Here is a 25,098-nt window from a genome sequence, read left to right as displayed (position 1 = left end):
CCTGAGGTCATCCGCTCAGGGTGCGGGGCCAACTCACGGATTGAGGTGGCGCCTGACCCAGGCCACCGCGCCGCTGGGGTGCTGAAACTCGTCCAGCGATCGGGCCGGGATGTCGGGGTACTGTGCGTTCCACAGGGCTGAGAGTGTGGTGCCGGGGCCGGCCTCGAGAACACAGGTGATGCCCTGTTCCTGAAGCGACGCCATGCAGGTTCGCCATTGCACGGGCTGGGCGATTTGCCCGGCCAGGGCCGTCCGCAAGCCGTCAGGCCGGTGCTCGGTGTGGCCGTGGATGTTGCAGGCGAGCGCGAAAGCGGGGGGGGCAAATGGGTGCTGCTCCAGTTCCGCGCGAAGCGCTGCGACGGCCGGTGCCAGCCAAGGGGTGTGTGAGGCCAACGGTACGTTGAGTGGGGTGCTGGTGGCGCCCAGCCGCCGGGCGTCGGAGCCAGCGCTGCTCAAGGCCGAAAGCGCACCACCGATCACACAGGCTGACGCATGGAGGTCTATGGCCAGGAACACGCCATGGCGGGTGCACAGTGCATCGATCTGGTGTTCGCTCAGACCATGAATGGCGATCAAGCCGGTTTGCTGGTTTTTCATGGCCTCGTCCATGAGTGTGGCCCGCTCCGCAGCCAACGCCAGAGCGTGTTCAACCGGGAATACCCCCGCCGCACCGAACGCCGCCAACTCGCCCACGCTGTAGCCTGCCGCGACCCGTGGGGAGGGCAGTTGGTCTCGAATGGCGCTCCACGCGGCGAGGCCGACCCCCGTCAGCAGTACCTGGGCCACCGAGTTCTGAAAAGCCCAGGTGGGGTCGCTCAGGCGTTGTCGCCAGTCTGCGCCGAGGCGTGCGCTCATGTGTTTGAGCACAGGGGCGTGTGGCCCGGGGTCTTCGAGCCAGGGCAACATTTGGGGGTGTTGTGTGCCCTGGCCGGGAAACAACAAGCCGAGGCTCATGCCAGCAGGTCCATGCGTTCCAGCCAGCAGGCGGCGGACAACACATCGGCGCAGCCGCCTGGGCTCAGGCGGCGGTGCACAAAGGCGCGGTGGATGGCTTGGGCCTGGGCGATGGCATCGATCTGGTGCATCCCGCCCCGCTCCAGAAACAGCCGGGCCTGCGTCTGGGCCCACCGCAGACCGGCCAGGCCGCCCCGGTGTGCCAGGTTGGTGTCGTCCAGCACCGCCATCGTTTTGAACAAGGCTTGCAGCTGCGCAGCTGGGTGGCCCAGTCCGGCGCCCAAGGCCTCTCGCAAGGTGGGTGCGGTGACTTCGAAGAGGGTGGGAAAGCCGAGCGCTGCTTCTTGCTCGATCCCTTGCAGCCCGAAAGCTTCGGCCGCCCGATGGCCATTCGAGGCGCGTTTTCGGCCGAGCCGGGCAACGAGGGCCAAAAACCAACGGGCCCGAAGTTCTTCCCTCAAGTGTTGAGCGGTCCGGGGGCGTGAGCCTGCATGAAGTGCCCCTGCCCCGGCGCAGAGCAGGCCCAGGGTGAAGATGGCGCCCCGGTGGGTGTTCACTCCCTGGGTGCGCACCAGCATGCGCTGCTCCGCTGCGATGCCCAGCGTTTCGAGCTCGGCAAATGTGGCACCCCGCGAGCCCGCCAGGGTGGTTGCGCGGAAGTAGTGGCGCAGACAACTCAGGCTCCGGAAGAACATGGCGGCATCCATGTCGGTGTGGCTGCCGGTGTCCTGAAACGACACGAGGCCGGGCTTGGGATACAGCGCGAGTTCGTCATGGAGTGCCTGGGTGGCCGCTCTCGCGGTGGCACTCGCGTGTTGTGGGAAGCCGGGCAGGTGGGCTTCGGCCCAGGGAATGGCGTCGCGCTTCATCTCAAGCGGCCAGTGTGGCTTGCGAACCCGGGAGGCTGGAGGCCAGGTGCGCGCCCAGCAGGGTTTTGACCAGGTACTGAGGCGTTTTCCCCGATCGCCACGCCGCCCATTCCCGCCAGGCAACGGCCGCCCCATTGGGGAATATGAGTTCGCCGTCGAGCCTTGGTGCATCGGTTTCACAGGCCGACAAAGCTTCGGTGGCCAAGTCGGCTTGCCGTTCACCGTTCACGCGGATTAACAGATCGAGGTCGGAAACTTCGTGCACATAGGTCAGGCCCGACAGGGTCTGCCAGCCATAACTGCCATGCACATGGGCTTGCAGCCCGTGTTTTTGCAGCGCGTACACCAGGGGGCGCATATGCTGCGCCAATGAACGGGTGACCGTGGTGAGGGTCGGGAATGAGGCGTAGACCACCACGTCTGCCCGGGGCAGCAAAAAACCCAGTTTGAGGCGGCCCCATTGCAGGGGCAGGGGCAGGCCAAGGCTCAGCAAGTGGGGTGGAGTTTCAGCGCCCTGACGCGTCACGACCAGAGGCAGGTGGTGGTCTGCCCAGTGCCTGAGACCCGAGCATTCGTGTTCCGTTGTGGCCCGATCTGCGAGTTGCCAGAGCGTTTCTTTGCGGAGGTGAATCAGGCGGTGGCGAACGAGGTAGGGCATGACCATGCGCTGCGGTTTTGGGGGGGCGGCGTGACTGGATCAGGCTGCGTGCAGTACCCGCCGGACGATGTCGGCAGAACACCGGCGTCCACCCCTGCGCTCCCCGTCCTGGGCGCGCACGTCGTCACATGGGCTGTGCTCGATGGCTTCGCGCAAGCGGTTTTTGAGGTCGTCCGGCCAGAGCGCCCGGATGCCTCCCATGGCGACGTAGTTGTCCACTCCCGGCGCGAAGACGGGGTTGTCCAGAGACAACGCGGTGAGGCGCTCCGCGTTGATTTTGGTGATGCGGGCCATGGCTGGGATGCGCATGACCCGTATCTCGGCCTCGGGCAAGGCATAACACGCATCGGCGATCAGGCCGGAGGTGATGAAGCCACCTGACAGCGCCTGGTCGTAGACCAGGCCAATGACGCAGTGCCCCGTGCGGCGGGCCAGATCGATGCAGCAGCCGAGGTGGGCCATGGCGCGGTTGATGCCGAGCAGTTCGTCGCGCCGGCGCAGCATCTGGCCCTGGGTGTCGATGAGCAGCAAAAGCGTGCGTTGGGGATGGTGCTGGAGCGTGTCCAGAATCACCTGGGCTTGCGCGAGGGCGAGTTCCACGCCAATGGGTGCGTGGTCGGTGGTGCCGACGACGGTGAGGGTCGCGCCGTCCAGCTGGGCTTCGCCCTGCAGGAAGTTGCCTTGGGCCGTGACGGTGTGTTGATCACCAAACAGGGTGCTGACCAGTGTCTGCCAGATCATGTGCTTGTCTCCAGAAGGGGGATGGTCCGGGCACGCAACGTCAGGACTTCGTGCACGCTCAGGTCGGGAATGCGGTCGGCATTTGGCAAGCCCATGCTGGACCACAGGCTGATCGCCTCACCGTCGGCCGGTGCTTGGGCCTGCCGCGCGCTGAGCAGGGCGTGTTCAGCCTGAAGCGAAGCGAATGTGGTGGGGCATGAGCGGGGCAGCGCTGCCATGGCTTTGAGGGTGGCGGCGCGGAACGGCCCGACACCGTCTTCCACCAGCTGATCGCAGTCACCACACAGCCAGCGGTGTTTGCCGCCCGTTGTGCGCCAGACCAGCGCGCGGTCCCGCGAGTCGAACTCTTCCACGCCATGGGAAGCTTCGATCACTTCGGGCCCCGACATGGCCAGGCGGCCGATGTCGCTCATGATGATGTGGTCGGCGCAGCGCACCACGATGCCCATGCCGCCAAAACAACCGTTGCGGCTGCCGATGAGCACGATCACCGGAACCCCGCTGGCCCGTGTGTCGAGCACAGCCCGCATCACTTCGGACACGGCGATCAGGCCAGCGTTGGCTTCGTGCAGGCGCACACCGCCGGAATCCACCAGCAGCAAGACCGCCTCAGGGCGATCCAGCTCGGCCCGTTTGAGCAGGCCCACAAGCTTGGCGCCATGAATCTCTCCGACCCCTCCGCCCATGAATTCACCTTCCTGAGCGGCAATGAACACGGTTTTTCCGTCCAGTTGCCCGCGGCCGATGGCGACACCGTCGTCGAACGCCGCTGGCACGCCGAGCTGGGCCAGATGGGGGCTGGTCAGGCGCTCCTCGGGCGGCAGCCATTCGTGAAAGCTGTGGGGGTCGAGCAGCCGCTGGATGCGCTGGCGTGCGCTGCTTTCGGCCCAACTGATGGCGCTCATGGTGTCCCCTCTTTCAGCTGGGCAACCCCTTGCTGAAGGCGCAAGCTGACAATGGCCGGCGTGGCCCCCATGTCGTGAATGGAAATGTGCAGATCGCTCAGCCCGCTGCGTTCCTGAAAGTCTTGCAGCACGGCTGTCCAGATGGCTTCAAACCCCCGGGCCGAGGTCTGAACTGCGAAGCTGCAGTGGCCCGAGCCGGGCCGGGCTTCGAACAGCACTTCCAGGTTGCCCGAGCCCACCACCCCCACCAGAAACGGGCGAAAAGGGGGCGTTGCCTGGTGACCCGGCAGCTGGAAGTGCAGTGTTTCCAGAGAAGTGGATGTGTTCATGGTTGTGGCGTCTCTCACCAGTTTCGGAAGCGGCTGGGTGGGCGGTACAGGCCGCCGCTGGCGCGCACCAGGTCGCGCATGCTTCGGGCGGCCAGCAGGTTGCGTGTGGCATCGCGGGCATCGATGCCCAGGTCTTCGGGTCGCTGGATCACACCCCGGTCGCGCAGGTTTTCCACCATGCGGCGGTCCCGTGCGAGGCCAACCGGTGTGAATCCGGCCACGCCCCGGATGGCCTGTGCGCGCTCTTCGTCGGTGCGGCACAGCAGCAGGTTGGCGATGCCTTCTTCGGTCAGCACATGGCTGACGTCGTCGCCATAAATCATGATGGGGGGCAGAGCCATGCCGGCTTGCTCGGCCAGGGTCCAGGCGTCGAGGTGCTCGACGAAGGCGGGCTGCATGTGCTCGCGAAAAGTCTCGACCATCTGCACCACCAGTTTTTGTCCCCGTGGCGTGCCGGCCGCACCGCTGAGGCCTTGACGTGCCTGGGCGCCGGCCTTGAGCCAGGCGGGGCTGGCATGGCGACGTCCGCGGGCGTCGGCGCCCATGTTGGGCGCCCCGCCAAAGCCGGCGATGCGGCCCAGCGTGGCGGTGGAACTGTTGCCCGCCAGGTCCATTTGCAAGGTGGATCCGATGAACAGGTCGCAGGCGTAGTGGCCGGCGGCCTGGCACAAAGCGCGGTTGCTGCGCAGGGAACCGTCGGGCCCGGTGAAGAACACGTCGGACCGTGCCCGCACGTAGTCTTCCATGCCCAGCTCAGAGCCGAAGGAGTGCACCGACTGTACCCAGCCGGCCTCGATGGCGGGGATCAGGGCGGGGTGCGGGTTCAGCGCCCAGTGCTGACAGATCTTGCCTTTGAGCCCCAACGATTCGCCATAGGTGGGCAACAGCAACTCGATGGCGGCGGTGTCAAAACCGATACCGTGGTTGAGCCGCTGTACACCGTATTCAGCGTAAATGCCCTTGATCGCCATCATGGCCATCAACACCTGGATCTCGCTGATCTGCGCCGGGTCGCGCGTGAACAGGGGTTCGATCACATTGGGCGTCGGCGCGACCACCACGAAGTCCACCCAGTCGCCCGGAATGTCCACGCGTGGTACGACATCCACCCATTCGTTGACCTGCGCGATCACGATGCCGCCGCTGAAGGCGGTGGCTTCCACGATGGCGGGGGTGTCTTCGGTGTTGGGGCCTGTGTAGAGGTTGCCGTGGGCATCGGCGCTGTGCGCGGCGATCAGCGAGACCTGGGGTGTCAGATCCACGAAGTAGCGGGCGAACAGCTCCAGGTAGGTGTGGATGGCGCCGATCTGCAGCCGTCCCTGTGAGACCAGCCGTGCCAGACGGGTGCTTTGCGGCCCAGAGAAAGAAAAGTCCAGTTTGCTGGCGATGCCACGTTCAAACACGTCCAGGTGTTCGGGCAGGGACAGCACCGACTGGACCATGTGCAGGTCGTGCACGCGCTCCACGTCCACCTGTAGCAGCGCCTTGGCCAGAAAATCGGCCTGCTTCTGGTTGTTGCCCTCGAGGCAGACCCGATCACCGGGCTCCAGCACGGCATTCAGCAGGTGCTGGATCGATGTGGCCGCCACTTGTCGGCCTTTGAGCTGGGCGCCCAGGGCCTCCTGGGCCCGGGCAAGCCGGGCCTGACGCCGCGCGCTGCGCTGGTTCCAGACGGGAGATGGAGACGTGGGCTGGGGTGTCATCGGGGTGCTGCTCAACAGGTTCCACAAATGAGGCCAGGTACACACACGGAGCCCCCAAGGGTGGGCGACAGCGGCAGCACAAGGCCTGTCGAGGGTGTCTCTTTCTACTAGGGGAAAGTACCACCCTCTGTTTAAGCGATTAAAACAATTAAAACACAAATAATCGTTTAAGCTTTGTTTCGGAACATGAAATCGATTCTGCTGATGGGACCACTCGACCCATTGACTGCCTCACAGCCCGCCCTCCAATCTGGACAAGGAAAACCGATGCGACTCGTCAGTTTTGACACCCCCGAAGGCCCGAACTGGGGCGTATTGCGCGATGGGGCTGTGGTGCCCAGCGAAGCGATGGGCGCTGATGTGCCCCGCTCGCTGATGGCCTTGCTGGCCGACGAAGCGGGCTGGCCCGCGCTGCTGGCTGAGCTGCCCCAGCGGGCGGCCCAGGCCACATCGCTGCCGCTGGCCGAGGTGAGTCTGCTGCCCTGCGTGCCCCGCCCGGGCAAGGTGATCTGCCTGGGGGTGAACTACATCGACCACGCCAAAGAAGGTGGCAACACCATTGGCGACTACCCCTCCATCTTCCTGCGCTGTGCCACTTCCTTGTTGGCCCACGGCGCGCCGCTGCAAGTGCCCAAGGTCTCGGACAAGCTGGATTTCGAGGCAGAGCTGGCTGTGGTGATCGGGCGGCGCACGCGCTTTGTCTCGCAAGACGACGCTTTGAAGTCGGTCTTTGCCTACGCCTGCTTCAACGACGCCACGCTGCGCGATTACCAGCGCAAGACGGCGCAGTGGACCATCGGCAAAAACTTTGATGCCACGGGCGCCTTTGGTCCCTGCATGGTCACGCCCGACGAGCTGCCAGCGGGTTGCTCGGGTGTGCGCATCGAGTCGCGCCTGAACGGGCAGGTGATGCAGAGCGCGAACACGGGCGATATGGCCTTTGGCGTGGCGCGCACGATTGCCTTGTTGTCGGAGTCGCTGACCCTGGAGCCGGGTGATGTGGTGGTGATGGGCACGCCGGGTGGGGTGGGTTATGCGCGCACGCCGCCAGTGTGGATGAAGGCGGGCGACCGCATCGAGATCGAGATCGACGGCATCGGCATCCTTTCCAATGAGGTGGTCGCATGAGAAATGTGAACCTCGACAATCTCACCACCATCGCGGCCAGCAGCTTTGAAGGCTTGCCCGACGCGCGCCGCCGTGAGCTGGTGCAGAAGCTGGTGCTGGCCCTGCACACCTACGCCAAAGAGGTGACGCTGACGCACGAAGAGTGGCGAGGTGCCCTGGCTTTTTTGCACCGCTGCGCCGACATCAGCAGCGACAGCCGCAGCGAGTTCTCCTTGCTCTCGGACGTGCTGGGCATCTCCAGTCTGGTGGATCTGATGGCCAGTGTGCCGGGGGCCACGCCGGGCAGTGTGCTCGGCCCCTTCCACACGGTCGGGTCACCCTGGCTGGACAACCCGGCCAACCTGGTCAGCGACAACGCCGGGCAGCGCGTCATCTACCTCGGGCGGGTGTGTGACACCGCTGGCAGGCCACTGCCACAGGCCTCGCTGGATTACTGGCAAAACGCCGCCAACGGTCTTTACTGGCAGGTCGATGACGCGCAACCCACCGACAACTTGCGCTGCCAGCTCAAGGTAGATGGCAACGGGTGTTTCGAGATGGCGACGATCCGCCCGGTGCCTTACCAGATTCCGACCGATGGACCGGTTTGGCACGACCTCGTTGAGCCCGCGCAGCGAAGCTCATGGCGTTCGGCCCATGGCCATGTGATCGTGTCCGCGCCCGGTTACAGAAGCCTGGTGACCGAACTCTTTGATGCCGACGACGCCTACCTCGACAACGACGCCGTTTTTGGCGTGCGCGAAGCGCTGGTGGGCCAGTTTGAGCCCACCGAAGACGAAGCCCTGTGCCAACGCCACGGCTTGACTTGCAAAGAGTGTCTGGTCATGCGCATCGAGCTGCGCCTGGCCCCCGCCCAACAGACCTGACCCATCGACGTTCGCCCCCGGCGAGTCCACTCGCCTAAAAAAACCAGGAGACAGACCATGAAGCGCTACCCGAAACCCGTGTCCCTTCGCCAGCCCTTGGCCGCATTGTTGGTGGCCCTGGCCGCCACCAGCATGCCGGCAGTTGCCCAGACCACCATCAACCTCACGGCGGTGGACGGTTACCCGCCGAAATCGCTCTGGATCAAGGAGTTCATCGAGTTCTACATTCCGGAAGTCGACAAGCGGCTGGCCAAGGACAACAAGTACAAGATCCGCTGGAACCAGGCCTGGGCAGGCCAGATCGTCAAGCCCAATGGTGTGCTGGAAGGCATCCAGAAGGGCTTGGGCGACATCGGCATCGTGACCACCGCCATCTACGGCGACAAGATGAACATCCTGGCCGTGGCCTACGCCACGCCGTTTGTGACCAACGATCCAGAGCTGGTGTCGAAGACCATCGACGAGATGGCAGACAAATTTCCCGCGATCAAAAAGACGTTTGCTTCCTACAACCAGGTCTACCTGACCAATGCCGTGGTGCTGGACACCTACCAGGTGTTCACCAAGCCCGCGGTCAAGTCGCTGGCCGGCATGAAGGGGCTCAAAGTTGCGGGTGCGGGATTCAACTTGCGTTACCTGGAGCCGGTGGGCGCCGTGGGCGTATCAGGCCCGCTGACGGGCTACTACAACCAGGTGCAGACTGGTGTGGTGGACGGCAGCCTGTTGTGGCCTGAAGCCGCCGCCACCTTCAAGATGGCCGAAGTCGCCCCCAACATGCTGAAAGCCGACATCGGAGCGGTCAACACCAAGGTCCTCACGGTCAATGCCGACGTCTGGGCCAAGCTGCCGGCCGAGGTGAAGAAGATCCTGCAAGACGTGGCCATCGAATACCGCGACCTGCTGGCCAAGCTGGCCAAGGAAGAGGGCGCGTCCAGCGTGGCCGACTACAAGAAAGCCGGCGGCACGGTGCATGACTTGCCCAAGGCAGAGCGCACAGCCTGGGCCAAGGCCTTGCCGAATCTGGCCCAGCAGTGGGCGGCAGGCCTGGACAAAGAAGGCGCGCAAGGCAGCGAAATGCTCAAGTACTACATGGATGCCATGCGCGCCGCCAAGCAGCCGATCGAGCGGCAGTGGGACCGCGAGTAAGCACCCGCCCAACCAGGAGCGCCTGTGAGCGAAGCCGTCTCTACCCCAACGGAAAACCTGGGGCTTTTTGACCGACTGGTGGTCGGCCTGAACGCCCTGGGATCACTCTGGATCCTGTTTCTGGTGCTGCTGGTCACTTCCGATGCCATGGGGCGAAGCCTCTTCGCCAGTCCCATTGCGGGTGTGACCGAGCTGATCCAGATCTCCATCATCGGCATCGTTTTTCTCCAGCTGGCCGACGCGGTCCGGACGCACCGGTTGACGCGGGCGGATTCGTTCCTGACCCTGCTGCATGCCAAGCGCCCGCGCCTGGCATGGCGCATGGAAGCCGTGTTTCTAGCCTTGGGCGCAGCCTACATGGTGCTGGGCCTGTGGGGTTCGGTTCCTTTGCTGCTGGAGTCCTACGAACGCGACGAGTTCATGGGCAATGTGGGAGTGTTCACGGTCAAGGTCTGGCCGATCAAAACCATCATCGTGCTCGGTTTGATCGTGACCTTCATCGAGTTCACCCGACAAGCCATTGCTGCGTGGCGGCGGGCGCCTGCGCCCTGAGGCAGCGTCAGTTTCCCCGGCCTTTCCCCTCCATTTCAAACCGGTGCCCGCCCATGGCGGCGGGCACCACGCCTTCTTTGGATCGAGATCTTGATGGAATTCAGCAGCGTCAATGTCGGATTGGCTTCGGTGGTGGCGATCGTGGTGCTTATCTACGCGGGTACCCACATCGCGATCGCCTTGGGTATGGTGTCTTTCCTGGGTGTCTGGCTGCTCAAGGGCAACGTCGACGTCGCTTTCAATTTGCTGTCGCTGGCCATGGCCGATTCGGTTACTGATGAGGCGTTTGCGACGGTTCCCCTCTTTGTCATGATGGGGCTGGTGGTCAGCCGCTGTGGCCTGGGGCGAGATGTTTACGACTTCGGCAACACGCTCTTCAAAGAGGTGCGTGGTGGCTTGGGGCTGGCCACCGTGGCGGCCAATGCCATCTTTGCGGCGGTGACCGGTTCGTCCATTGCATCGGCCTCCGTGTTTGCCAAGGTGGCGATACCGGAGATGGTGCGTTACCGCTATGGCAAGCGCTTCGCGGTGGGCATTGTGGCGGGCAGCTCGGTGCTGGGCATGATCATTCCGCCCAGCACGATGTTGATCATTTACGCGGTGGTCACAGAGCAATCGGTTGGCGCCATGTTCCTGGCCGGCGTCTTGCCTGGTGTGCTGCTGTCGGTTGCATACTGCGTCGCTATTCTGTTGATGGTCCGGTTTGCCTCCGGTTTTGTGGGGGGTGAACTCTCGGGCCACAAACGCCCGCCGCTCAGCATTGTGCTCAAGGAGGGCGCCGCGAAGCTGGGCCCCGTGTTGCTGCTGGTTTCCGTTGTATTGGGCGGCATTTATGGCGGCATCCTGACCCCGGTGGAGTCGGGCGCAGCGGGCACCGTGGTGGCGGCAATCATTGGCGCGGTCAAGGGTCGCTTGAATTTCAAGGCCATCTGGGGTGCGCTGGTCGACACCGGGCACATCACCGCCAATATCCTGTTTCTCATCATTGCAGCGTCCATCTACAGCCGCATGATGGGCATCGCCGGCCTGCCCACCCTGTTTGGCGAATGGCTGGGTGGGGTGAACATGTCGTTGACCTCATTCATGCTGCTGTATGTGACTTTGCTGTTGCTGCTGGGCACCATCATTGACACGGCCTCCATCATCCTGATCGTGGTGCCCTTGTTTCTCCCCGCGCTGGAGCCCTTTGGCATCAACCTGATCTGGTTCGGGATCATCACAGTGGTGGGCGCTGAGATCGGCTTGCTCACGCCGCCCTTTGGCATTTCTTGTTTTGTCATCAAGGCCACCATCGACGACCCCTCCATCACCTTGAACGATGTGTTCATGGGGGCCTTGCCCTTTGCCGCGGTGATGCTGGTGGTGCTGGCCCTGTTGATTGCCTTTCCGCAGATCAGTCTGGCTTTTTTATGAGGCCAAGGCTTCGCATTTTGTTGTGGGGTTTCGCGCCGCACCAGCGCCCGAGCATCCTGCTTTCCTGAACGTTCCGCACGGAGTCCCATCATGAGCCAAAACAGCTGGCAAGAACACATCAACCACGTTACCGCCAAAGGGGTGCTGGCCAAGCCCTTGTATGTGATCTTCACGAAACCCGCCAACGGGCTGGACGCGGTGCGTGAGCACCTTGCAGAACACCTGCGGTACCAGAAAGACCTGGAGGCCCGTGGCATCACGTTCGGCGCAGGCCCTTTCGCCAACGACAGCGAAACGGAGTGGAGCGGTGAAGGCATGGTCATTGTGCGGGCGGCTTCGATGCAAGAAGCCCGGGCGCTGGCCGAAGCCGACCCCATGCACCGCAGCGGCGCGCGGACTTTTCTGGTCAGGCCGTGGCTTCTCAACGAGGGCTCCTACACCGTGACCGTGCGCTATTCCGAGCCTTTTCGCACCGTCACCTGAAACCATCACATCACTTCTACGGAGTACACACATGGTCAATATCCGACCCAAAACCACCATCAAGATGCGGATGCAAGGCGAGGTGATTTCACACGCCCGAACCGATGTCACCGTGCGCGACCTGTCGACCACCATCGACGAACCCACCGAACGGGGTGGCACCAACCTGGGTTTCAGCCCAACCGAAACCTTTGCCGCTGCCCTGGTGGGTTGCACCAGCGTGATCAGCCACAAGATCGCGCACCGGATGGGCATCACGTTCGGTGCCATGAGCCTGCGCCTGGAGGCCGACTTTGACCGACGTGGCGTGACGCTGGTGGAAGAGGTGGCCGTGCCCTTCCCGGCGATGACGCTGCACATCGATGTGGCCACCGACGCCACCCCCGAACAAATGGAACAACTTCAACGTGAGCTCGCCATGTTCTGTCCGATCGCCAAGCTGGTGCGCGCGTCAGGCACACAGCTGACCGAACTCTGGACCACCACTCCTATCTGAACCATCGTTTTCTCTCGTCGCGTACCCATCACGATTGCGCTGTGCCTTGCTTGATCGTCCTTCTCCGGAGACATCTATGAAACGCATTTTGCTGGCTCTCATTTCATTGGTGGTGTTGTCATCGCACACCGCCGTTCTGGCTCAAGCGCACGCCCAGCCGGCAGCTGCAGACGAATTTCGCGTCACGCTTCTTGGCACGGGCAGTCCGGCTCCGGTGATGCGGCGCTTTGGACCGGGTGTACTGATTCAGGCAGGCGGCAAGCGCTTGCTGATCGACGCGGGCCGAGGCGTCACACAGCGGTTGATGCAGGCCGGGTTGCGCCTGGGCCAGGTGGATGCGGTGCTTTTGACCCACTTGCACTCCGATCACATCGTGGGCCTGCCCGACCTTTGGCTCACCGGCTGGCTGGAGGCGGGTTATGCACAGCGAAAGGGGCCTTTGGTGGTTTATGGCCCTGTGGGAACGCAGAACCTGATGAGTGGCCTGGCCCAAGCTTTTGACTGGGACATCAAGGCCCGCATCGCTGATCAAGGGCTGGACGCCAAGGCCATTGGGTCGAATGTCACCGAACTGAAGCCCGGTGTGGTGTTCGACGCTGGCGGGCTCAAAGTGACGGCGATCGAAGTCGACCACGGTGAACTGTTGCAACCCGCATTTGCTTACCGTGTTGATTTTGAGGGTCGATCGGTCACGGTGTCGGGGGACACGCGCTTCAGCGAGAACCTCATCGACAAAGCCGCTGGCACCGATCTCTTGATCCACCAGGTGGCGGCGGCCCGACCTGAGCTTCTGAAGCTGCCAGCCTTCAAAGTGATCATGGAACACCACACCTCACCCGAAGAGGCCGGGACCGTGTTCAGCCGTGTGAAGCCCCGGCTGGCCGTTTTCTACCACTTTGTTCTGCTTGGAACACCCGCGGTGCCTGCTGTGAACGAAGCGACGGTGCTGGAGCTGGCCCGCAAAACTTATTCAGGGCCGCTATTGATCGGAGAAGACCTGATGGCTTTCCGTCTGGAGCGGGACCAGGTGATCCCTCTTTCTTCACGCCATCCCTGAATGAGCTTCCTGCCAGATGGTTGCACCCGCGCCATCTGGTGTTTCAGGTCCAGAAGCGGGGCAACAACCAGGAATTGACATGAAACGCAGACGCATAGTGCAGGCTTTAGGCGGTGTGTTCGTGCTCGGCACGGCATTGCAGGCCCCCATGGTTCAGGCACAGACTTGGCCCACCAAACCGATCCGCATCGTCGTGGCGTTTGCGCCAGGCGGCCCGGCCGACATCGCTGGACGCATCGTCGCCCAGGCGCTGCAAGAGAAACTGGGTCAGCAGGTGGTGGTCGAAAACAAGGGCGGGGCAGGGGGCAACATCGCGGCGCGTCTTGTCGCCAAGGATGCGGCCGATGGCTACACCCTGCTGGTGACCACGAGTTCGATCGCGGTCAACCAGACGCTCTACAAAGATCCGGGGTTCAATGTGCTTCAGGATTTCACGCCCGTGAGTCTGATCGCCGACAGCCCCAACATCCTGGTGGCCCATTCCAGCGAGCCGGCCCCCAACCTGAAGGCGTTTCTGCAACTGTACAAAGGCAAGAGCGTGTCCTATGGCTCAGCCGGCATCGGCAGCACGCCCCACCTGACCGGCGACAACGTGTTGCGGGTGCTGGGCGGGCTGGACGCCACCCACATTCCGTACCAGGGCGCCGCCCCGGCCCTGCAGGCTACCGCCGCCAACCAGGTGCAGGTCGCCAGCGTGGCCTTGCCGCCGGCGATTCCGCTGGTGCGCAGCGGCATGGTCAAAGGCCTGGCCGTCACCAGCCTGAAGCGCAACCCTTCGTTGCCGGATGTGCCCACCGTCGCCGAGTCCGGGTTCCCGGGCTTTGAGGACTACACCTGGGTGGGTCTGTTTGGCCCCGCCAAGTTACCGGCTGACATTGCCACGCGCATCAACGGCATCGTGAATGAAGCTTTGGCCAAACCGCAGTACCGCGAACGACTGGCCGCCGCTGGGCTGGATGCCAAAGCAGGTTCATCGGCCGAATTCGGCAGCTACCTCGGCAAGGAAGTCACCAAATGGGGTGGCATCATCAAACAGACTGGAGTGTCCCCGCAATGAGCGAAGTTTCTGCACAGAAGTCCCCAGTTCCCGCTGGTCAGGGGGTGGTTCGACGCATCGTCACCGGGCACGACAGCCAGGGGCGGTCCATCGTGAGCGAAGACGGCGCCGCGCCGGTGGTGAGAACCAACCCCCGCCGGGTGGGTTTTTGCGCCACCGAGCTCTGGATGACCCAGGAGATGCCAGCCTTTGTAGGCAACGATGTTGACCCCACGACCAGCCGCTCCATCAAGCTGGAGCCGCCGAAGAGCGGCACGGTGGTGCGCATCGTCGAATTTGGCCCGGAAGGCGAGTGGCTGGAGAAGCTCGATGCCGCAGGCACGCGAGAGGCATGGGGTGCATTTGGCACCGATGCGGCTTCGACCAACCGCACCGGCAAGGCCAAACATCCGCTGATCCACCGGACGCAAACCGTTGACTATTGCCTGATTCTGGAAGGCGAAATCACGCTGGTTCTGGACCAGGAAGAGGTGCTGATGCGCACCGGCGATTTCGCCGTGGAGCGGGGCACCAACCACGCCTGGGCCAACCGGTCTGGCAAACCCTGCCGCATCCTGTTTGTCTTGATCGACGGGCAGTTTGACCCTGCCTTGCCGCCGCTGCTGGCCGCAGTGGACGGCGCCTGATTCGGGGTGATTAACAAGGTCTGCCCGGCGGGCGGCCCTGTCATTCCCGTGAAGGGCGGGAGCGCAGTACGGCCGGGTCAGACCGGTGCAGCGTCGGCGCTTTCCTTCACCTGTGACTCGATCACGGTCGTTGTGCGCGTGTAGTGATCGGTCAACAGGCGCACCGCCTCTTCCTTTCGACCTTCGATCACCGCTTCAAAAATGGCCTGGTGCTCCGCGTGTTCGTTGCGTGAGCTGAAGGTCTTGCCGGCTGCCACCTGGCGGAACCGGTAGGCTTCGTCGGCGAGGCTGTCGCAGAAGGAGCGCATCCAGCGCGAAGGGCATCGCGACAACAAGGCACGGTGAAACTCGAAATGCAAAGCTTCCCACGCCGGGTTGGTGACGAACTGCTCTTCGGACAGCGAACGGGGCGTGCGCGATAGCTTGTGGACCAGCAAGACCAGCTCGTCCTCCATGGCCTGGTCGCGGTGTTCGATGGACTCACTCAACGCGATGCTTTCCAGCTGCACGCGGTTGTGCGTGAGGATGGGCAGTTCATCCCAGTTCAAGCCGGCCACGCTGAATCCACGCAGGTCTGTTCGGCTAACCAGACCTTCGGAAGACAAACGGCTGAGGGCTTCCCGTATGGGGCTGGCCCCAACGTTGTACCGGGTGCTCATGGCCTCAACACGCAGCTTGCTGCCCGGCTCGAGCACACCGTGGGCAATGTCAGAACGCAGCTGTTCGTACACCGCGCTCGCGCGGGTTGCCGTGGTGCCGCCACGGGCAGAAACTTCGGTGAGTGCGTTTTTGCGTGCCATGGTGCGGATGATATCTGTTAATCGATTATGTGCCCTTGGAGTGCCCTTCGAGCCTCGTAGGGCGGCTGGGCCTGTCAGACGAACCGGCAGACCTGATCAAAAGAGAGACGCGGACCCCGCGGGTGCAGCGAAGCCGGGTCGCCGTGGCCCAGATTGCACAGGAAGTTGGTTTTTACGGTGGTCCCTGCCCAGAAGGCCCGGTCGACCGCCGCGTTGTCGAAGCCCGACATCGGACCACAGTCCAGCCCCAGCGACCGCGCGGCCATGATCAGGTAACCCCCTTGCAGGCTGCTGTTGCGCAGGGCGGTGGACGCCACCAGTTCGGGCTTGCCCTCGTAGTAGCTCAAGGCGTCGGTCTTGTGGGGGAACTGGGTGGCCAGGGTTTCTGGAAACGACAGGTCCTGCCCCACGATCACCGTCACAGGCGCTCCCAGGGCTTTGGGCCGGTTGGGCACGTTGATGCATTCAACCAGTTTCTGTTTGGCGGCCTGGCTCACCACAAACTGGAGCCGCATGGGTTGGCTGTTCATGGAGGTGGGGCCCCATTTGGCGCGTTCGTACAAAGAGCGCAACAGCGTCTCGCTGACGGGTTCGGCCAGCCAGTGGGCGTGGGATCGGGCCTCTTCAAAAAGCGATTCGATTAAATGATTGAATTCTGTCATAGGGTATATACCAACGAAGTTAGCTGACTTAAATCGATTAAAACATAAATAATCGTTTAAGCTCACTTCCCAATACAACGCTGGGTGTTGTGGGCTTTTTGTCACTGTTCACCGAGCGCCATCTCCACCTACCTATTTCCCCGCCAAAGGAACCGCGATGCGACTGGTCAGTTTTGAAACCCCCGAAGGCCCGAACTGGGGCGTATTGCGCGATGGGGCTGTGGTGCCCAGCGAAGCGATGGGCGCTGATGTGCCCCGCTCGCTGATGGCCTTGCTGGCCGACGAAGCGGGCTGGCCCGCGCTGCTGGCTGAGCTGCCCCAGCGGGCGGCCCAGGCCACATCGCTGCCGCTGGCCGAGGTGAGTCTGCTGCCCTGCGTGCCCCGCCCGGGCAAGGTGATCTGCCTGGGGGTGAACTACATCGACCACGCCAAAGAAGGTGGCAACACCATTGGCGACTACCCCTCCATCTTCCTGCGCTGTGCCACTTCCTTGTTGGCCCACGGCGCGCCGCTGCAAGTGCCCAAGGTCTCGGACAAGCTGGATTTCGAGGCAGAGCTGGCTGTGGTGATCGGGCGGCGCACGCGCTTTGTCTCGCAAGACGACGCTTTGAAATCGGTCTTTGCCTACGCCTGCTTCAACGACGCCACGCTGCGCGATTACCAGCGCAAGACGGCGCAGTGGACCATCGGCAAAAACTTTGATGCCACGGGCGCCTTTGGTCCCTGCATGGTCACGCCCGACGAGCTGCCAGCGGGTTGCTCGGGTGTGCGCATCGAGTCGCGCCTGAACGGGCAGGTGATGCAGAGCGCGAACACGGGCGACATGGCCTTTGGCGTTGCGCGCACGATTGCCTTGTTGTCGGAGTCGCTGACCCTGGAGCCGGGTGATGTGGTGGTGATGGGCACGCCGGGTGGGGTGGGTTATGCGCGCACGCCGCCAGTGTGGATGAAGGCGGGCGACCGCATCGAGATCGAGATCGACGGCATCGGCATTCTGGCCAACGAGGTGGTCGCGTAACCCCACGCAGCCCGCGCAACCTACACACATCCACCGGTCCCCGAGCCCACCCCGACAGGAGTTCCTGCATGTCTGAAACCTTGTGTCCTCTTCAAGTCAGCCTTTCCCTGAGCCAGGCCAACACCATCATTGAAACCGCGCTGGCCACGGGCCGTGCACACAACATGCAACCGCTGGCGGTGGCCGTCCTGGATGTCGGTGCGCACCTCGTGGCCTTTCAACGCGAAGACGGCTGTGGCATGTTGCGTTTTGATATCGCCCGCGGCAAGGCCGCTGCCGCCTTGGGCATGGGCATGTCGACCCGGATGATCCGCGACCGACTCGCTGCACGTCCAGCATTTCAGAGCGCCTTGGCCGCAGCGGCCCAAGGCCAGTTCATCCCGGTTCCGGGTGGTGTGTTGATCCTGGACGCCGGCGGCTTCGCGGTGGGCGCGGTGGGCATCAGCGGCGACACCTCGGACAAGGACGAGTTCTGCGCCATCACGGCCATTCAAGCCGCAGGACTGAAAAGCGAACCGGAAGCAGCCGCTCCGGATTGGAACCAGAGCCAGCTTTAAAAGCAGGCCATCACAGGAGCAAACCATGCAAAGACGCCATTTCATCCAAGCCGCCGGTGCGACAACCCTATTCACCTGGTTGCCTGCGCAAGCCCAAGCCTACCCGTCGCGCACCGTGCGCATGGTGGTTCCTTTCCCGCCTGGCGGACCCACCGACAGCTTTGCCCGCTTGTATGCTGACGCGCTCGGCAAACAACTCGGCCAGACCGTGGTGGTTGAGAACAAAGCGGGTGCATCGGGCGCGATTGGCAGCCTGGATGTGAAGAACAGTGCAGCCGATGGCTATACCCTGTTGTTCGCCACGGCTTCGACGCATGCGCTCTACAACCTGATCGAGCCCAACCCGCGCTACAGCGCCACGGACGATTTTGACTATGTGGGTGTGCTGGGCGGCGCGCCGGTGGCCCTGGCGGTCTCGCCTGCCATGCCCAAGACGCTCAAAGGCCTTGTGGCCCTGGCCAAGGAAAAGCCGGGCAAGCTGAACTACGGTTCGCCCGGCACCGGCACGCTGCTGCACGTGGCCACCGAACGTTTCAAACAGATGACTGGCGCCGACATCACACACATTCCCTACAAGGGCACAGGCCCCGCGCTGCAAGACCTGATGGGTGGCCAGATCGACATGGCCGTCGGCACCTTGGGAGGCTTGTTGCCCCTGCACCGCAGCGGCAAGCTGCGCATCGTGGGTGTGGCCACCGCCAAGCGTCTGTCCATGGCGCCAGACGTCATGACCATCGCCGAATCGGCGGAGATGTCGGCGCCCTTTGAAGCGATGCTGTGGAACGTGGTCGCGGTGCCCCGCAACCTGCCCGCACCCATCATGAAGGCGTTGGCAGACGCCACCACGGCGGTCATGGGCGCGCCCGCAATGAATGCCAGCCTGGAAGAGCAGGGCATGTTCGCCGATCTGCACATTGGTGATGTGGCCGCGGGTGCCTACGTGAAGGCCGAAGCGGCCAAGTGGAAGCCCGTGATCACCAGCCTGGGTGCTGCTATCGGGCGGTGATGGCGCGTTGAAGGCACACGGTGGCGGGCTCCGCGCCCTGTGGACTTCTTTTGAGTAAACAAGGCTCGGTGCCTGACACGGTCAGGCGCAGGCTTCGCTGCGCGCGAGTGCCTGAGGCCATTCAGATGGAGACAGCGTATGCGAATCGGCCACCAAAAAGACTTCTGGTCCGGCGTCATGTTCTTGGCTGTGGGCGTGGGCTTCGCCTGGGGTGCGACGAACTACAGCTTTGGCAACGAGGTGCGGCCAGGGCCAGGGTCCTTTCCTTTTGGCCTGGGCATCCTGACCGCGGTGCTGGGTCTGGTTATCTTGCTGAAATCCCTGGTCTACCGGTCCGACAGCTCTGGTGACATTGAGCGCGTGGCCTGGAGACCCTTGCTCGTGGTCATCGGTTCGGTCGTGTTGTTTGGGTTCACCTTGCCGAGCCTTGGCCTGTTTGTGGCACTTCCGCTGCTGGTGTTCACGACCGCGCTGGCAGGGGACGAGTTTCGCCTTCGCGATGTCTTGCTGAATGCCACCGTGCTCACGTTGGGTAGCTGGGCAGTGTTTGTGATGGGGTTGAACCTCATCATTCCTTTGTGGCCCCGTTTCCTCACCTGAAGTCATCGTCATGCAAGACCTTATCAACAACCTGGGACTGGGCCTGTCGGTCGCTCTGTCACTGGAGAACGTTCTTTATGCGCTGGTCGGGGTCTTCCTCGGCACCTTGATTGGCGTGCTGCCGGGGCTCGGGCCTTTGTCCACCATCGCCATGTTGCTGCCCAGCGTTTATGCGCTGGACGCAACCCCTGCACTCATCATGTTGTCGGGGATCTACTACGGCGCGCAATACGGCGGCTCCACCACCGCCATTTTGATCAACCTGCCGGGGGAAACGTCGTCGGTGGTCACGGCCATTGATGGTTATCAGATGGCCCGAAAGGGGCGTGCGGGCGCGGCTCTGGCGGTTGCCGGGCTGGGGTCCTTCTTTGCAGGGTGCGTGGCCACGCTGGTCATCGCCGCTTTCGCTCCGCCGCTGATTGAGCTCGCCTTCAAGTTTGGCCCTGCCGAGTACTTCTCCTTGATGGTGCTGGGCCTGGTGGGTGCCGTGGTGCTGGCTTCCGGATCGCTCCTGAAGGCCATCGCCATGATCCTGCTGGGTCTGTTGCTGGGTCAGATCAACACCGATGTGATGTCGGGCGTGGCACGCTACAGCTTTGACATCCCCGAGCTGACCGACGGCCTTGATTTTGTGGCCATCGCCATGGGCGTGTTCGGATTCGCCGAGATCATCCGCAACCTCAGCCAGCCGGCGGAAGAGCGGGAGGTGTTCACCAAAGACGTCAAAGGCCTGTGGCCCACCAAGGAAGACTTCAAGGACGCCTTTCCGTCTGTACTGCGTGGAACGGCCCTGGGCTCGGTGTTGGGCGTGTTGCCCGGCGGCGGTGCCTTGCTCTCTTCATTTGCGAGCTATTCGCTGGAAAAGAAGCTGGTTCGAAACCCCCGTGTGCCGTTTGGCCAGGGGGCCATTCAAGGCGTGGCTGGCCCTGAGAGCGCCAATAACGCAGGCTCACAAACCTCGTTCATTCCCATGTTGACCTTGGGCATTCCGTCCAATGCCGTCATGGCCTTGATGATCGGTGCCATGACCATCAAGGGCATCCAGCCGGGTCCTCAGGTTATGACGAGCAACCCCGAGCTGTTCTGGGGCTTGATCGCTTCGATGTGGATCGGCAACGCCATGTTGATCGTGTTGAACCTGCCCTTGATCGGGCTCTGGATCAAGCTGCTGACCGTGCCATACCGGTTCCTGTTCCCGGCTATCGTGGTTTTTTGCGCCATTGGGCTGTACACCTTGAACAACAACAACTGGGACATTTTTGTCGCGGCCGGATTCGCCCTGGTGGGGTTCATTTTTTACAAGCTGGACTGCGAACCCGCGCCCTTGCTGCTGGGTTTCATTCTGGGGCCGATGATGGAAGAAAACCTGCGGCGTGCCTTGTTGCTCGCCCGAGGCGACTGGAGCACGTTTGCGACTCGGCCGATTTCCCTGGGACTGCTGTTGGCGGCCGCAGCCCTGGTGGCCGTGGTGTCCTTGCCTTCGATCAAGCGCAAAAGAGAAGAGGCATTTGCCGAAGAAGATTGAGATGTCGAGTGGAGTTTGAGGGTTGGCGGATCAAGGATCCGCCAACCCATTTTTTTGGATTGATGTGGCTGCGTCTCTGGTCCGTGCGTACCTCGAGGGCCTGGAGAAGACCTTGGCGGATCAGAACGCAAGGCCAGCCACGCCAGCCTGGAAATGGCTGAGTGGCCCTCATTTGTCAGCGCACCCAGAACGCACCAGGTTCGGGTGGGACTGTCGCGTGCCCATCCTCTCGGGCTATCGCTGGCAGAGACCCGCGTATTCCACCAAAAATGAAGCCTGCTGGGGCGGGCAGTTGTTCAGACCAGCGGGGCGACCGAACGGCTTGTCCGTGGTGTCGGTGCCATCGGATCGGTAAGGCCTTGTTGATTTCGGCCTTGTGGCGGTGGGCCACCGCGAGGCCGTTCCGACACCGTCAGCGCACCTTTGACGCAACGTTGAAGGTACGGATAGCTGTCGGTCGCAAAGTAGTGATAGATCCCTTGGGGGAATTCGGGTGTGACGCCGGTGCGCCCGTTGCATTCGTCGAGATCGCCCAGACCCTCAACGTATTCGTAGTCCTGCATGAACGTGCCCATCGGAAAAGTCGACACCGGAGGGCGCGAGGCGTCGGGCTGCGACTTGATGCCATAGCTGCCCTGCATCGCACGGGTTGGAGACGCGGCATCGGTGGCTGAGCTGTAGCCCCAACGCGCATAGATCGGGAAGCCGTCGGCGGCCCAGCCGATCAGGGTCATGGCCTGGCCCTTGTTTTGCAACGCGATGAAACCCTCGGGCATGCCGTGGTAGTGGTACTCACCGTTGGGTTGTACGTGGGCGTTGTTGCTGTCGGTGCCAAAGCGGAAGTTGGTGATGCCCAAGGCCTCCATGCGCCACTGGCCGCTGGGCCGCCCCTGGTCGCATTCGGAGCCCGCGTCGTTGCATCCGCCGTTGGTCCCGGCGTCGATCTTCACGCCGTTGAGCACAAAGCCGATCACCCCCCGGGGGCCGCCGAGGCGGGTGGCCGCTTGGGTTTTGACGGGCGCCAGCGTGAAGGTGGCGGCGATGTCCTGTGCGCTGATGGTGTTGGGGTTGTCCGGGTTGGGGAAAGTGCCCGCAGCGTGATCGGGCAAACCGTTGGCGCTCAGGCGGCGTTCCGTGCCGGTGCAAGACCAGTGTGCCTTGCTGGTGGCCCGGACAGACGGCGAGTCGTTCTTGATGGACTGGTTCCATTCGCAGGCCACGCCGGCGGTGGGCGTTGCGTCGGCACCTTGTGTGACCTCCTGGCCGTTTCGGTTCACACAGGCGGCCAGCAACAGAACGCAGCCGCTCACGGCCAAACGCGGAAAGGGGATGTTCAACATGGATTGCTTTCGGATCAGTAAAAACGGGGAAAGAAACGGGCGCGCGCGTTGCGCCGTTGGCGTGCTCAGGCCAGGATGGCCACGCGTTCGAAGAACCAGACCACGCCCGCCAGCGCAGCGGCCAGCGAAGCCAGGCGCTGCGCCGGCACGATGAGAGCAGCTCCGCCGGAGCGCTGCCACGCCCACAGCAACAAGCCACAACCACCTGCGACCAGCAGCTGGGCCGCTTCGATGCCGACATTGAAGCCAGCCAGACTCCACAGGCGGTGTGTGCTGTCCAGGCCCAGGTCGACCAGGGCGCTGGCCAGGCCGAGGCCGTGGATCATGGCGCAGCCGAAGATCAGCCCCAGGCGCAGGCCCTCTGGCCACGCCTTGCGGCCGGCTCTAATGCGGTGGTCGTTCCAGCGGTCAAATACCGCCATGGCCACAATGGTCGCCGCGATGGCGGGTTCCACCAGAGCGGGTGACACCGAAACCTGGCCAAACGCCACCGCAAGCAGGGTGATGGCGTGCCCGACGGTGAAGGCGGTGAGCGCCAGGGCGATGGCCCGCAGGCGCCATCCGGACGCGATCACCACCACCAGGAACAGCAGGTGATCCCAGCCGCCCAGCACATGGTTCATGCCCTCTTGAATGTATTGAGCGAAGGTGCTCCAGCCCGAGGGCAGCACCTCGCCCACTTCATGTTGTACCGAGAGCACCATGCGCTGCGCGGAGTCGCCCTGGCTCACCGTGATGGCTTGGGACTGCTCGTCGGCACCTGTACCGAACAGGCGCAGTCGGAAGCGCAGGTTGGGTGTCGCCTCTGGAAGCTGGAATCGACCCAGCACGATGAGCTGTGAAGCGGCGGCGGATTCGGCCTCGTCCGTGTGGGACAGTTGCACCATGACGCCTTGCAGGGGCAAGGGCTTTTCGTTGGCGAGCAGCTGTGCACCCAGCTGGATCTGCTGTTCGATGCGTGTGCCATGGCGCGACAGCTCGGATGGGCTCATGGCGCCATCGGCGTCGTCATCGACACCTTTGAATGCGGTCACCGGCAACGACAAAACCATGAAGGCGCCATCGTTCACGATGTTGATCGTGCCGCGCTGGGCCACCATCAGGTGGGCCTGGGCCTGGGGCAGACAGGCCAGCCAGAGCAGCAGAACCATCAGGCCTGCGACGATGCTTCGGCGGTTTTGGGGTGCGTTCATAGTGGGGTCAACATGCAAACCCCCGCCACGGGGGTGGTCGAGGGGCGGGATGGCGGGGTGTGGGGCGCGAGCGCGCTTACACCGAGCCTTTCACACAGCGCTGCAGAAACGGATAGCTGTCCGTCGCAAAGTAGTGGTAGGTGCCTTGTGGGAACTCGGGGGTGACGCCGGTGCGGCCGTTGCATTCGTCCAGATCGCCCTGGCCTTCCACGTAGGCGTAGTCCTGGGTGAACGCACCCATGGGGTAGAGCGCTGTGGACGGGCGGCTGGTGTCTGGCGTGCTCTTGAGCGCATAGCTGCCTTGCATGACCCTGATCGCCGAGGTGGCGTCTTCCGGATCGCTGTAACCGTAGCGCGCGTAAATCGGGAAGCCATCGGCGGCCCAGCCGACCAGGGTCATGGCGGACCCCTTGCCTTGCAAGCTCACAAAGCCTTCGGGCATGCCGTGGTAGTGGTAGGCCCCGTCTGGCTGGACGTGGGCATTGTTGCTGTCGGTGCCGAATTTGAACGAGCTCTGGCCCAGGGCTTCAACGCGCCATTGGCCGGTGCCACCATTGCCCAGATCGCAATTGGAGCCGCTGTCGTCACAGGTGCCGTTGGTGCCGGCGTCGATCTTGATGCCGTTGAGGATGTAGCCCGTGGCGCCGCGGGGGCCGCCGAGGGTTGTGCTGGCCGAACTGACGACGGGGGTCAGCGTGTAGCTGGCCGAAACCGACTGGGCGCTGATGGTGTTGGGGTTGTCCGAGTTGGGAAAGGTGCCCACCGTGTGGTCGGGAATGCCGTTGGCCGCAAGCGTGCGCGTTGTGCTGGAGCAGGTCCAGCTGGCGGTGCTGGTTTTTTGTACCGACGCGGAGCTGTTGTAGCCGCTGTAACTGTAGCCACACTGCACACCGGCGGTGTCGTAGCTTGCGCCCGCTGTGGTGGTGCTGTCGCTGCCGCCGCCACAGGCGACGAGGGACGCCGCGAGGGCGGGGGCCACCACCGCGAGCAGCGCCGCTTGCTGGCGCCACGTTCTGGGTGCCTGGTTTGAAGGGGCTGAAATTTTCATGGAATGTGTCTCAGAAGGGGCTGCGGTGGCACCGACGGCACCAGTGGTGCTGTTATTTGGACGCCGGAATACAAGCCAGGGGCTTGCCTTCGGGTCCGCCGCACGTACCCGTCACAGTGCCCTGCTTGCCGGAGAAGGTGCAAGAGCCGCCCGACTGAGCCGATTTGCACGCTGCCATCGCTTCGGCTGGGGGACGACCTTCGCCGCCGCCGGGAGGGCCGTCCTTTGGCTGGCCTTGAGCCCATGCGCCGGTGGCGCTCAAGGCGATCAACAGGGGGGCAACCCATTGGCGGGTCGAGCGGAGGAGTGTGGGTACGTTCATGACAGAAGGTCTCGGGTTGTTGGGCGTGTGCCCAGGGAATCCAG

The 25,098-nt window shown here is 63.3% G+C and carries 28 protein-coding genes; 15 read left to right on the top strand and 13 right to left on the bottom strand.

Annotation, left to right across the window (positions count from 1 at the left end; translation table 11 throughout):
* Positions 1-33 precede the first annotated feature (33 nt).
* From E5678_RS13080 to mdcA, 7 genes are read right to left on the bottom strand one after another with little or no spacing between them, the layout of a single operon-like run.
* Positions 34-954 carry an acyltransferase domain-containing protein gene (locus tag E5678_RS13080; RefSeq protein WP_136178930.1) on the bottom strand — a complete coding sequence of 307 codons (921 nt, stop codon included), beginning with the start codon at positions 952-954 and terminating at the stop codon, positions 34-36.
* A complete protein-coding gene (locus E5678_RS13075) occupies positions 951-1,823 on the bottom strand; it encodes a triphosphoribosyl-dephospho-CoA synthase (RefSeq protein ID WP_136178929.1) in 873 nt (290 codons plus the stop codon). The genes E5678_RS13080 and E5678_RS13075 overlap by 4 nt, the downstream gene beginning before the upstream one ends.
* 1 nt (position 1,824) lies before the next feature.
* Positions 1,825-2,481 (bottom strand): malonate decarboxylase holo-[acyl-carrier-protein] synthase, encoded by a 657-nt coding sequence (gene mdcG / locus E5678_RS13070; RefSeq protein WP_168708561.1) that lies wholly within the window; start codon positions 2,479-2,481, stop codon positions 1,825-1,827.
* A 39-nt stretch (positions 2,482-2,520) separates the two neighbouring features.
* On the bottom strand, positions 2,521-3,222 hold the full coding sequence (locus E5678_RS13065) for a biotin-independent malonate decarboxylase subunit gamma (protein WP_136178927.1): 702 nt from the start codon (positions 3,220-3,222) through the stop codon (positions 2,521-2,523).
* Positions 3,219-4,127 (bottom strand): biotin-independent malonate decarboxylase subunit beta, encoded by a 909-nt coding sequence (locus E5678_RS13060; RefSeq protein WP_136178926.1) that lies wholly within the window; start codon positions 4,125-4,127, stop codon positions 3,219-3,221. Before E5678_RS13060 ends, E5678_RS13065 begins: the two co-directional genes overlap by 4 nt.
* On the bottom strand, positions 4,124-4,456 hold the full coding sequence (mdcC, locus tag E5678_RS13055) for a malonate decarboxylase acyl carrier protein (protein ID WP_136178925.1): 333 nt from the start codon (positions 4,454-4,456) through the stop codon (positions 4,124-4,126). Before mdcC ends, E5678_RS13060 begins: the two co-directional genes overlap by 4 nt.
* Positions 4,457-4,470: 14 nt before the next feature.
* Complete coding sequence (gene mdcA, locus E5678_RS13050) at positions 4,471-6,159, bottom strand: malonate decarboxylase subunit alpha (protein ID WP_136178924.1); 1,689 nt, start codon at positions 6,157-6,159, stop codon at positions 4,471-4,473.
* 267 nt (positions 6,160-6,426) lie between these two features.
* Between mdcA and E5678_RS13045 the strand changes: the two genes are divergently transcribed.
* The 10 genes from E5678_RS13045 (at position 6,427) to E5678_RS13000 (ending at position 14,983) form a co-directional block, all read left to right on the top strand.
* Entirely contained in the window at positions 6,427-7,287 is an 861-nt protein-coding gene (locus E5678_RS13045; protein ID WP_136178923.1) for a fumarylacetoacetate hydrolase family protein, read from the top strand.
* The gene (locus tag E5678_RS13040; RefSeq protein WP_136178922.1) at positions 7,284-8,153 is read left to right on the top strand and encodes a dioxygenase; all 870 of its coding nucleotides are present in this window, start codon (positions 7,284-7,286) and stop codon (positions 8,151-8,153) included. Before E5678_RS13045 ends, E5678_RS13040 begins: the two co-directional genes overlap by 4 nt.
* Positions 8,154-8,210: 57 nt before the next feature.
* On the top strand, positions 8,211-9,299 hold the full coding sequence (locus E5678_RS13035) for a C4-dicarboxylate TRAP transporter substrate-binding protein (RefSeq protein WP_210731911.1): 1,089 nt from the start codon (positions 8,211-8,213) through the stop codon (positions 9,297-9,299).
* Positions 9,300-9,323: 24 nt separating this feature from the next.
* Complete coding sequence (locus tag E5678_RS13030; protein WP_136178921.1) at positions 9,324-9,851, top strand: TRAP transporter small permease subunit; 528 nt, start codon at positions 9,324-9,326, stop codon at positions 9,849-9,851.
* A gap of 93 nt (positions 9,852-9,944) precedes the next feature.
* Positions 9,945-11,264 (top strand): TRAP transporter large permease, encoded by a 1,320-nt coding sequence (locus E5678_RS13025; RefSeq protein WP_136178920.1) that lies wholly within the window; start codon positions 9,945-9,947, stop codon positions 11,262-11,264.
* Between the two features lie 90 nt (positions 11,265-11,354).
* Positions 11,355-11,747: a YciI family protein gene (locus E5678_RS13020; RefSeq protein WP_136178919.1), complete on the top strand. Its 393-nt coding sequence runs from the start codon at positions 11,355-11,357 to the stop codon at positions 11,745-11,747.
* Positions 11,748-11,778: 31 nt separating this feature from the next.
* Complete coding sequence (locus tag E5678_RS13015) at positions 11,779-12,243, top strand: OsmC family protein (RefSeq protein WP_210731910.1); 465 nt, start codon at positions 11,779-11,781, stop codon at positions 12,241-12,243.
* A gap of 76 nt (positions 12,244-12,319) precedes the next feature.
* A complete protein-coding gene (locus tag E5678_RS13010; protein WP_136178918.1) occupies positions 12,320-13,300 on the top strand; it encodes an MBL fold metallo-hydrolase in 981 nt (326 codons plus the stop codon).
* A gap of 79 nt (positions 13,301-13,379) precedes the next feature.
* Entirely contained in the window at positions 13,380-14,357 is a 978-nt protein-coding gene (locus E5678_RS13005; protein ID WP_168708560.1) for a tripartite tricarboxylate transporter substrate binding protein, read from the top strand.
* Positions 14,354-14,983 (top strand): cupin domain-containing protein, encoded by a 630-nt coding sequence (locus E5678_RS13000; RefSeq protein ID WP_168708559.1) that lies wholly within the window; start codon positions 14,354-14,356, stop codon positions 14,981-14,983. The genes E5678_RS13005 and E5678_RS13000 overlap by 4 nt, the downstream gene beginning before the upstream one ends.
* Before the next feature lie 77 nt (positions 14,984-15,060).
* Here E5678_RS13000 and E5678_RS12995 read toward each other — a convergent pair whose 3' ends face one another.
* Both E5678_RS12995 and E5678_RS12990 read right to left on the bottom strand, forming a co-directional pair.
* Positions 15,061-15,783 carry a GntR family transcriptional regulator gene (locus E5678_RS12995; RefSeq protein WP_136178915.1) on the bottom strand — a complete coding sequence of 241 codons (723 nt, stop codon included), beginning with the start codon at positions 15,781-15,783 and terminating at the stop codon, positions 15,061-15,063.
* Between the two features lie 74 nt (positions 15,784-15,857).
* Positions 15,858-16,445, bottom strand: a complete 588-nt coding sequence (locus E5678_RS12990; protein WP_136178914.1) for a malonic semialdehyde reductase — start codon at positions 16,443-16,445, stop codon at positions 15,858-15,860.
* Positions 16,446-16,602: 157 nt separating this feature from the next.
* On the opposite strand from E5678_RS12990, the gene E5678_RS12985 reads away from it, so the two are divergent.
* From E5678_RS12985 to E5678_RS12965, 5 genes are all read left to right on the top strand, one after another.
* Entirely contained in the window at positions 16,603-17,463 is an 861-nt protein-coding gene (locus E5678_RS12985) for a fumarylacetoacetate hydrolase family protein (protein ID WP_136178913.1), read from the top strand.
* Positions 17,464-17,531: 68 nt separating this feature from the next.
* Positions 17,532-18,020 (top strand): heme-binding protein, encoded by a 489-nt coding sequence (locus E5678_RS12980; protein WP_136178912.1) that lies wholly within the window; start codon positions 17,532-17,534, stop codon positions 18,018-18,020.
* Between the two features lie 25 nt (positions 18,021-18,045).
* Complete coding sequence (locus E5678_RS12975) at positions 18,046-19,026, top strand: tripartite tricarboxylate transporter substrate binding protein (protein WP_136178911.1); 981 nt, start codon at positions 18,046-18,048, stop codon at positions 19,024-19,026.
* 138 nt (positions 19,027-19,164) lie between these two features.
* The gene (locus tag E5678_RS12970) at positions 19,165-19,626 is read left to right on the top strand and encodes a tripartite tricarboxylate transporter TctB family protein (RefSeq protein WP_136178910.1); all 462 of its coding nucleotides are present in this window, start codon (positions 19,165-19,167) and stop codon (positions 19,624-19,626) included.
* Positions 19,627-19,636: 10 nt separating this feature from the next.
* Entirely contained in the window at positions 19,637-21,151 is a 1,515-nt protein-coding gene (locus E5678_RS12965) for a tripartite tricarboxylate transporter permease (protein WP_136178909.1), read from the top strand.
* Positions 21,152-21,447: 296 nt separating this feature from the next.
* On the opposite strand, the gene E5678_RS12960 is transcribed toward E5678_RS12965, so the two are convergent.
* From E5678_RS12960 to E5678_RS12945, 4 genes are all read right to left on the bottom strand, one after another.
* Positions 21,448-22,491: a YHYH protein gene (locus E5678_RS12960; protein WP_136178908.1), complete on the bottom strand. Its 1,044-nt coding sequence runs from the start codon at positions 22,489-22,491 to the stop codon at positions 21,448-21,450.
* Between the two features lie 65 nt (positions 22,492-22,556).
* A complete protein-coding gene (locus E5678_RS12955; protein WP_136178907.1) occupies positions 22,557-23,684 on the bottom strand; it encodes a HupE/UreJ family protein in 1,128 nt (375 codons plus the stop codon).
* A gap of 76 nt (positions 23,685-23,760) precedes the next feature.
* Positions 23,761-24,732 carry a YHYH protein gene (locus E5678_RS12950; protein WP_136178906.1) on the bottom strand — a complete coding sequence of 324 codons (972 nt, stop codon included), beginning with the start codon at positions 24,730-24,732 and terminating at the stop codon, positions 23,761-23,763.
* Positions 24,733-24,784: 52 nt separating this feature from the next.
* Positions 24,785-25,054 carry a hypothetical protein gene (locus tag E5678_RS12945; protein WP_136178905.1) on the bottom strand — a complete coding sequence of 90 codons (270 nt, stop codon included), beginning with the start codon at positions 25,052-25,054 and terminating at the stop codon, positions 24,785-24,787.
* Positions 25,055-25,098: the final 44 nt, after the last annotated feature.

This window comes from Hydrogenophaga sp. PAMC20947, assembly GCF_004795855.1.
GTDB lineage: Bacteria > Pseudomonadota > Gammaproteobacteria > Burkholderiales > Burkholderiaceae_C > Hydrogenophaga.
This window is presented reverse-complemented; position numbering and strand designations above follow the sequence as displayed.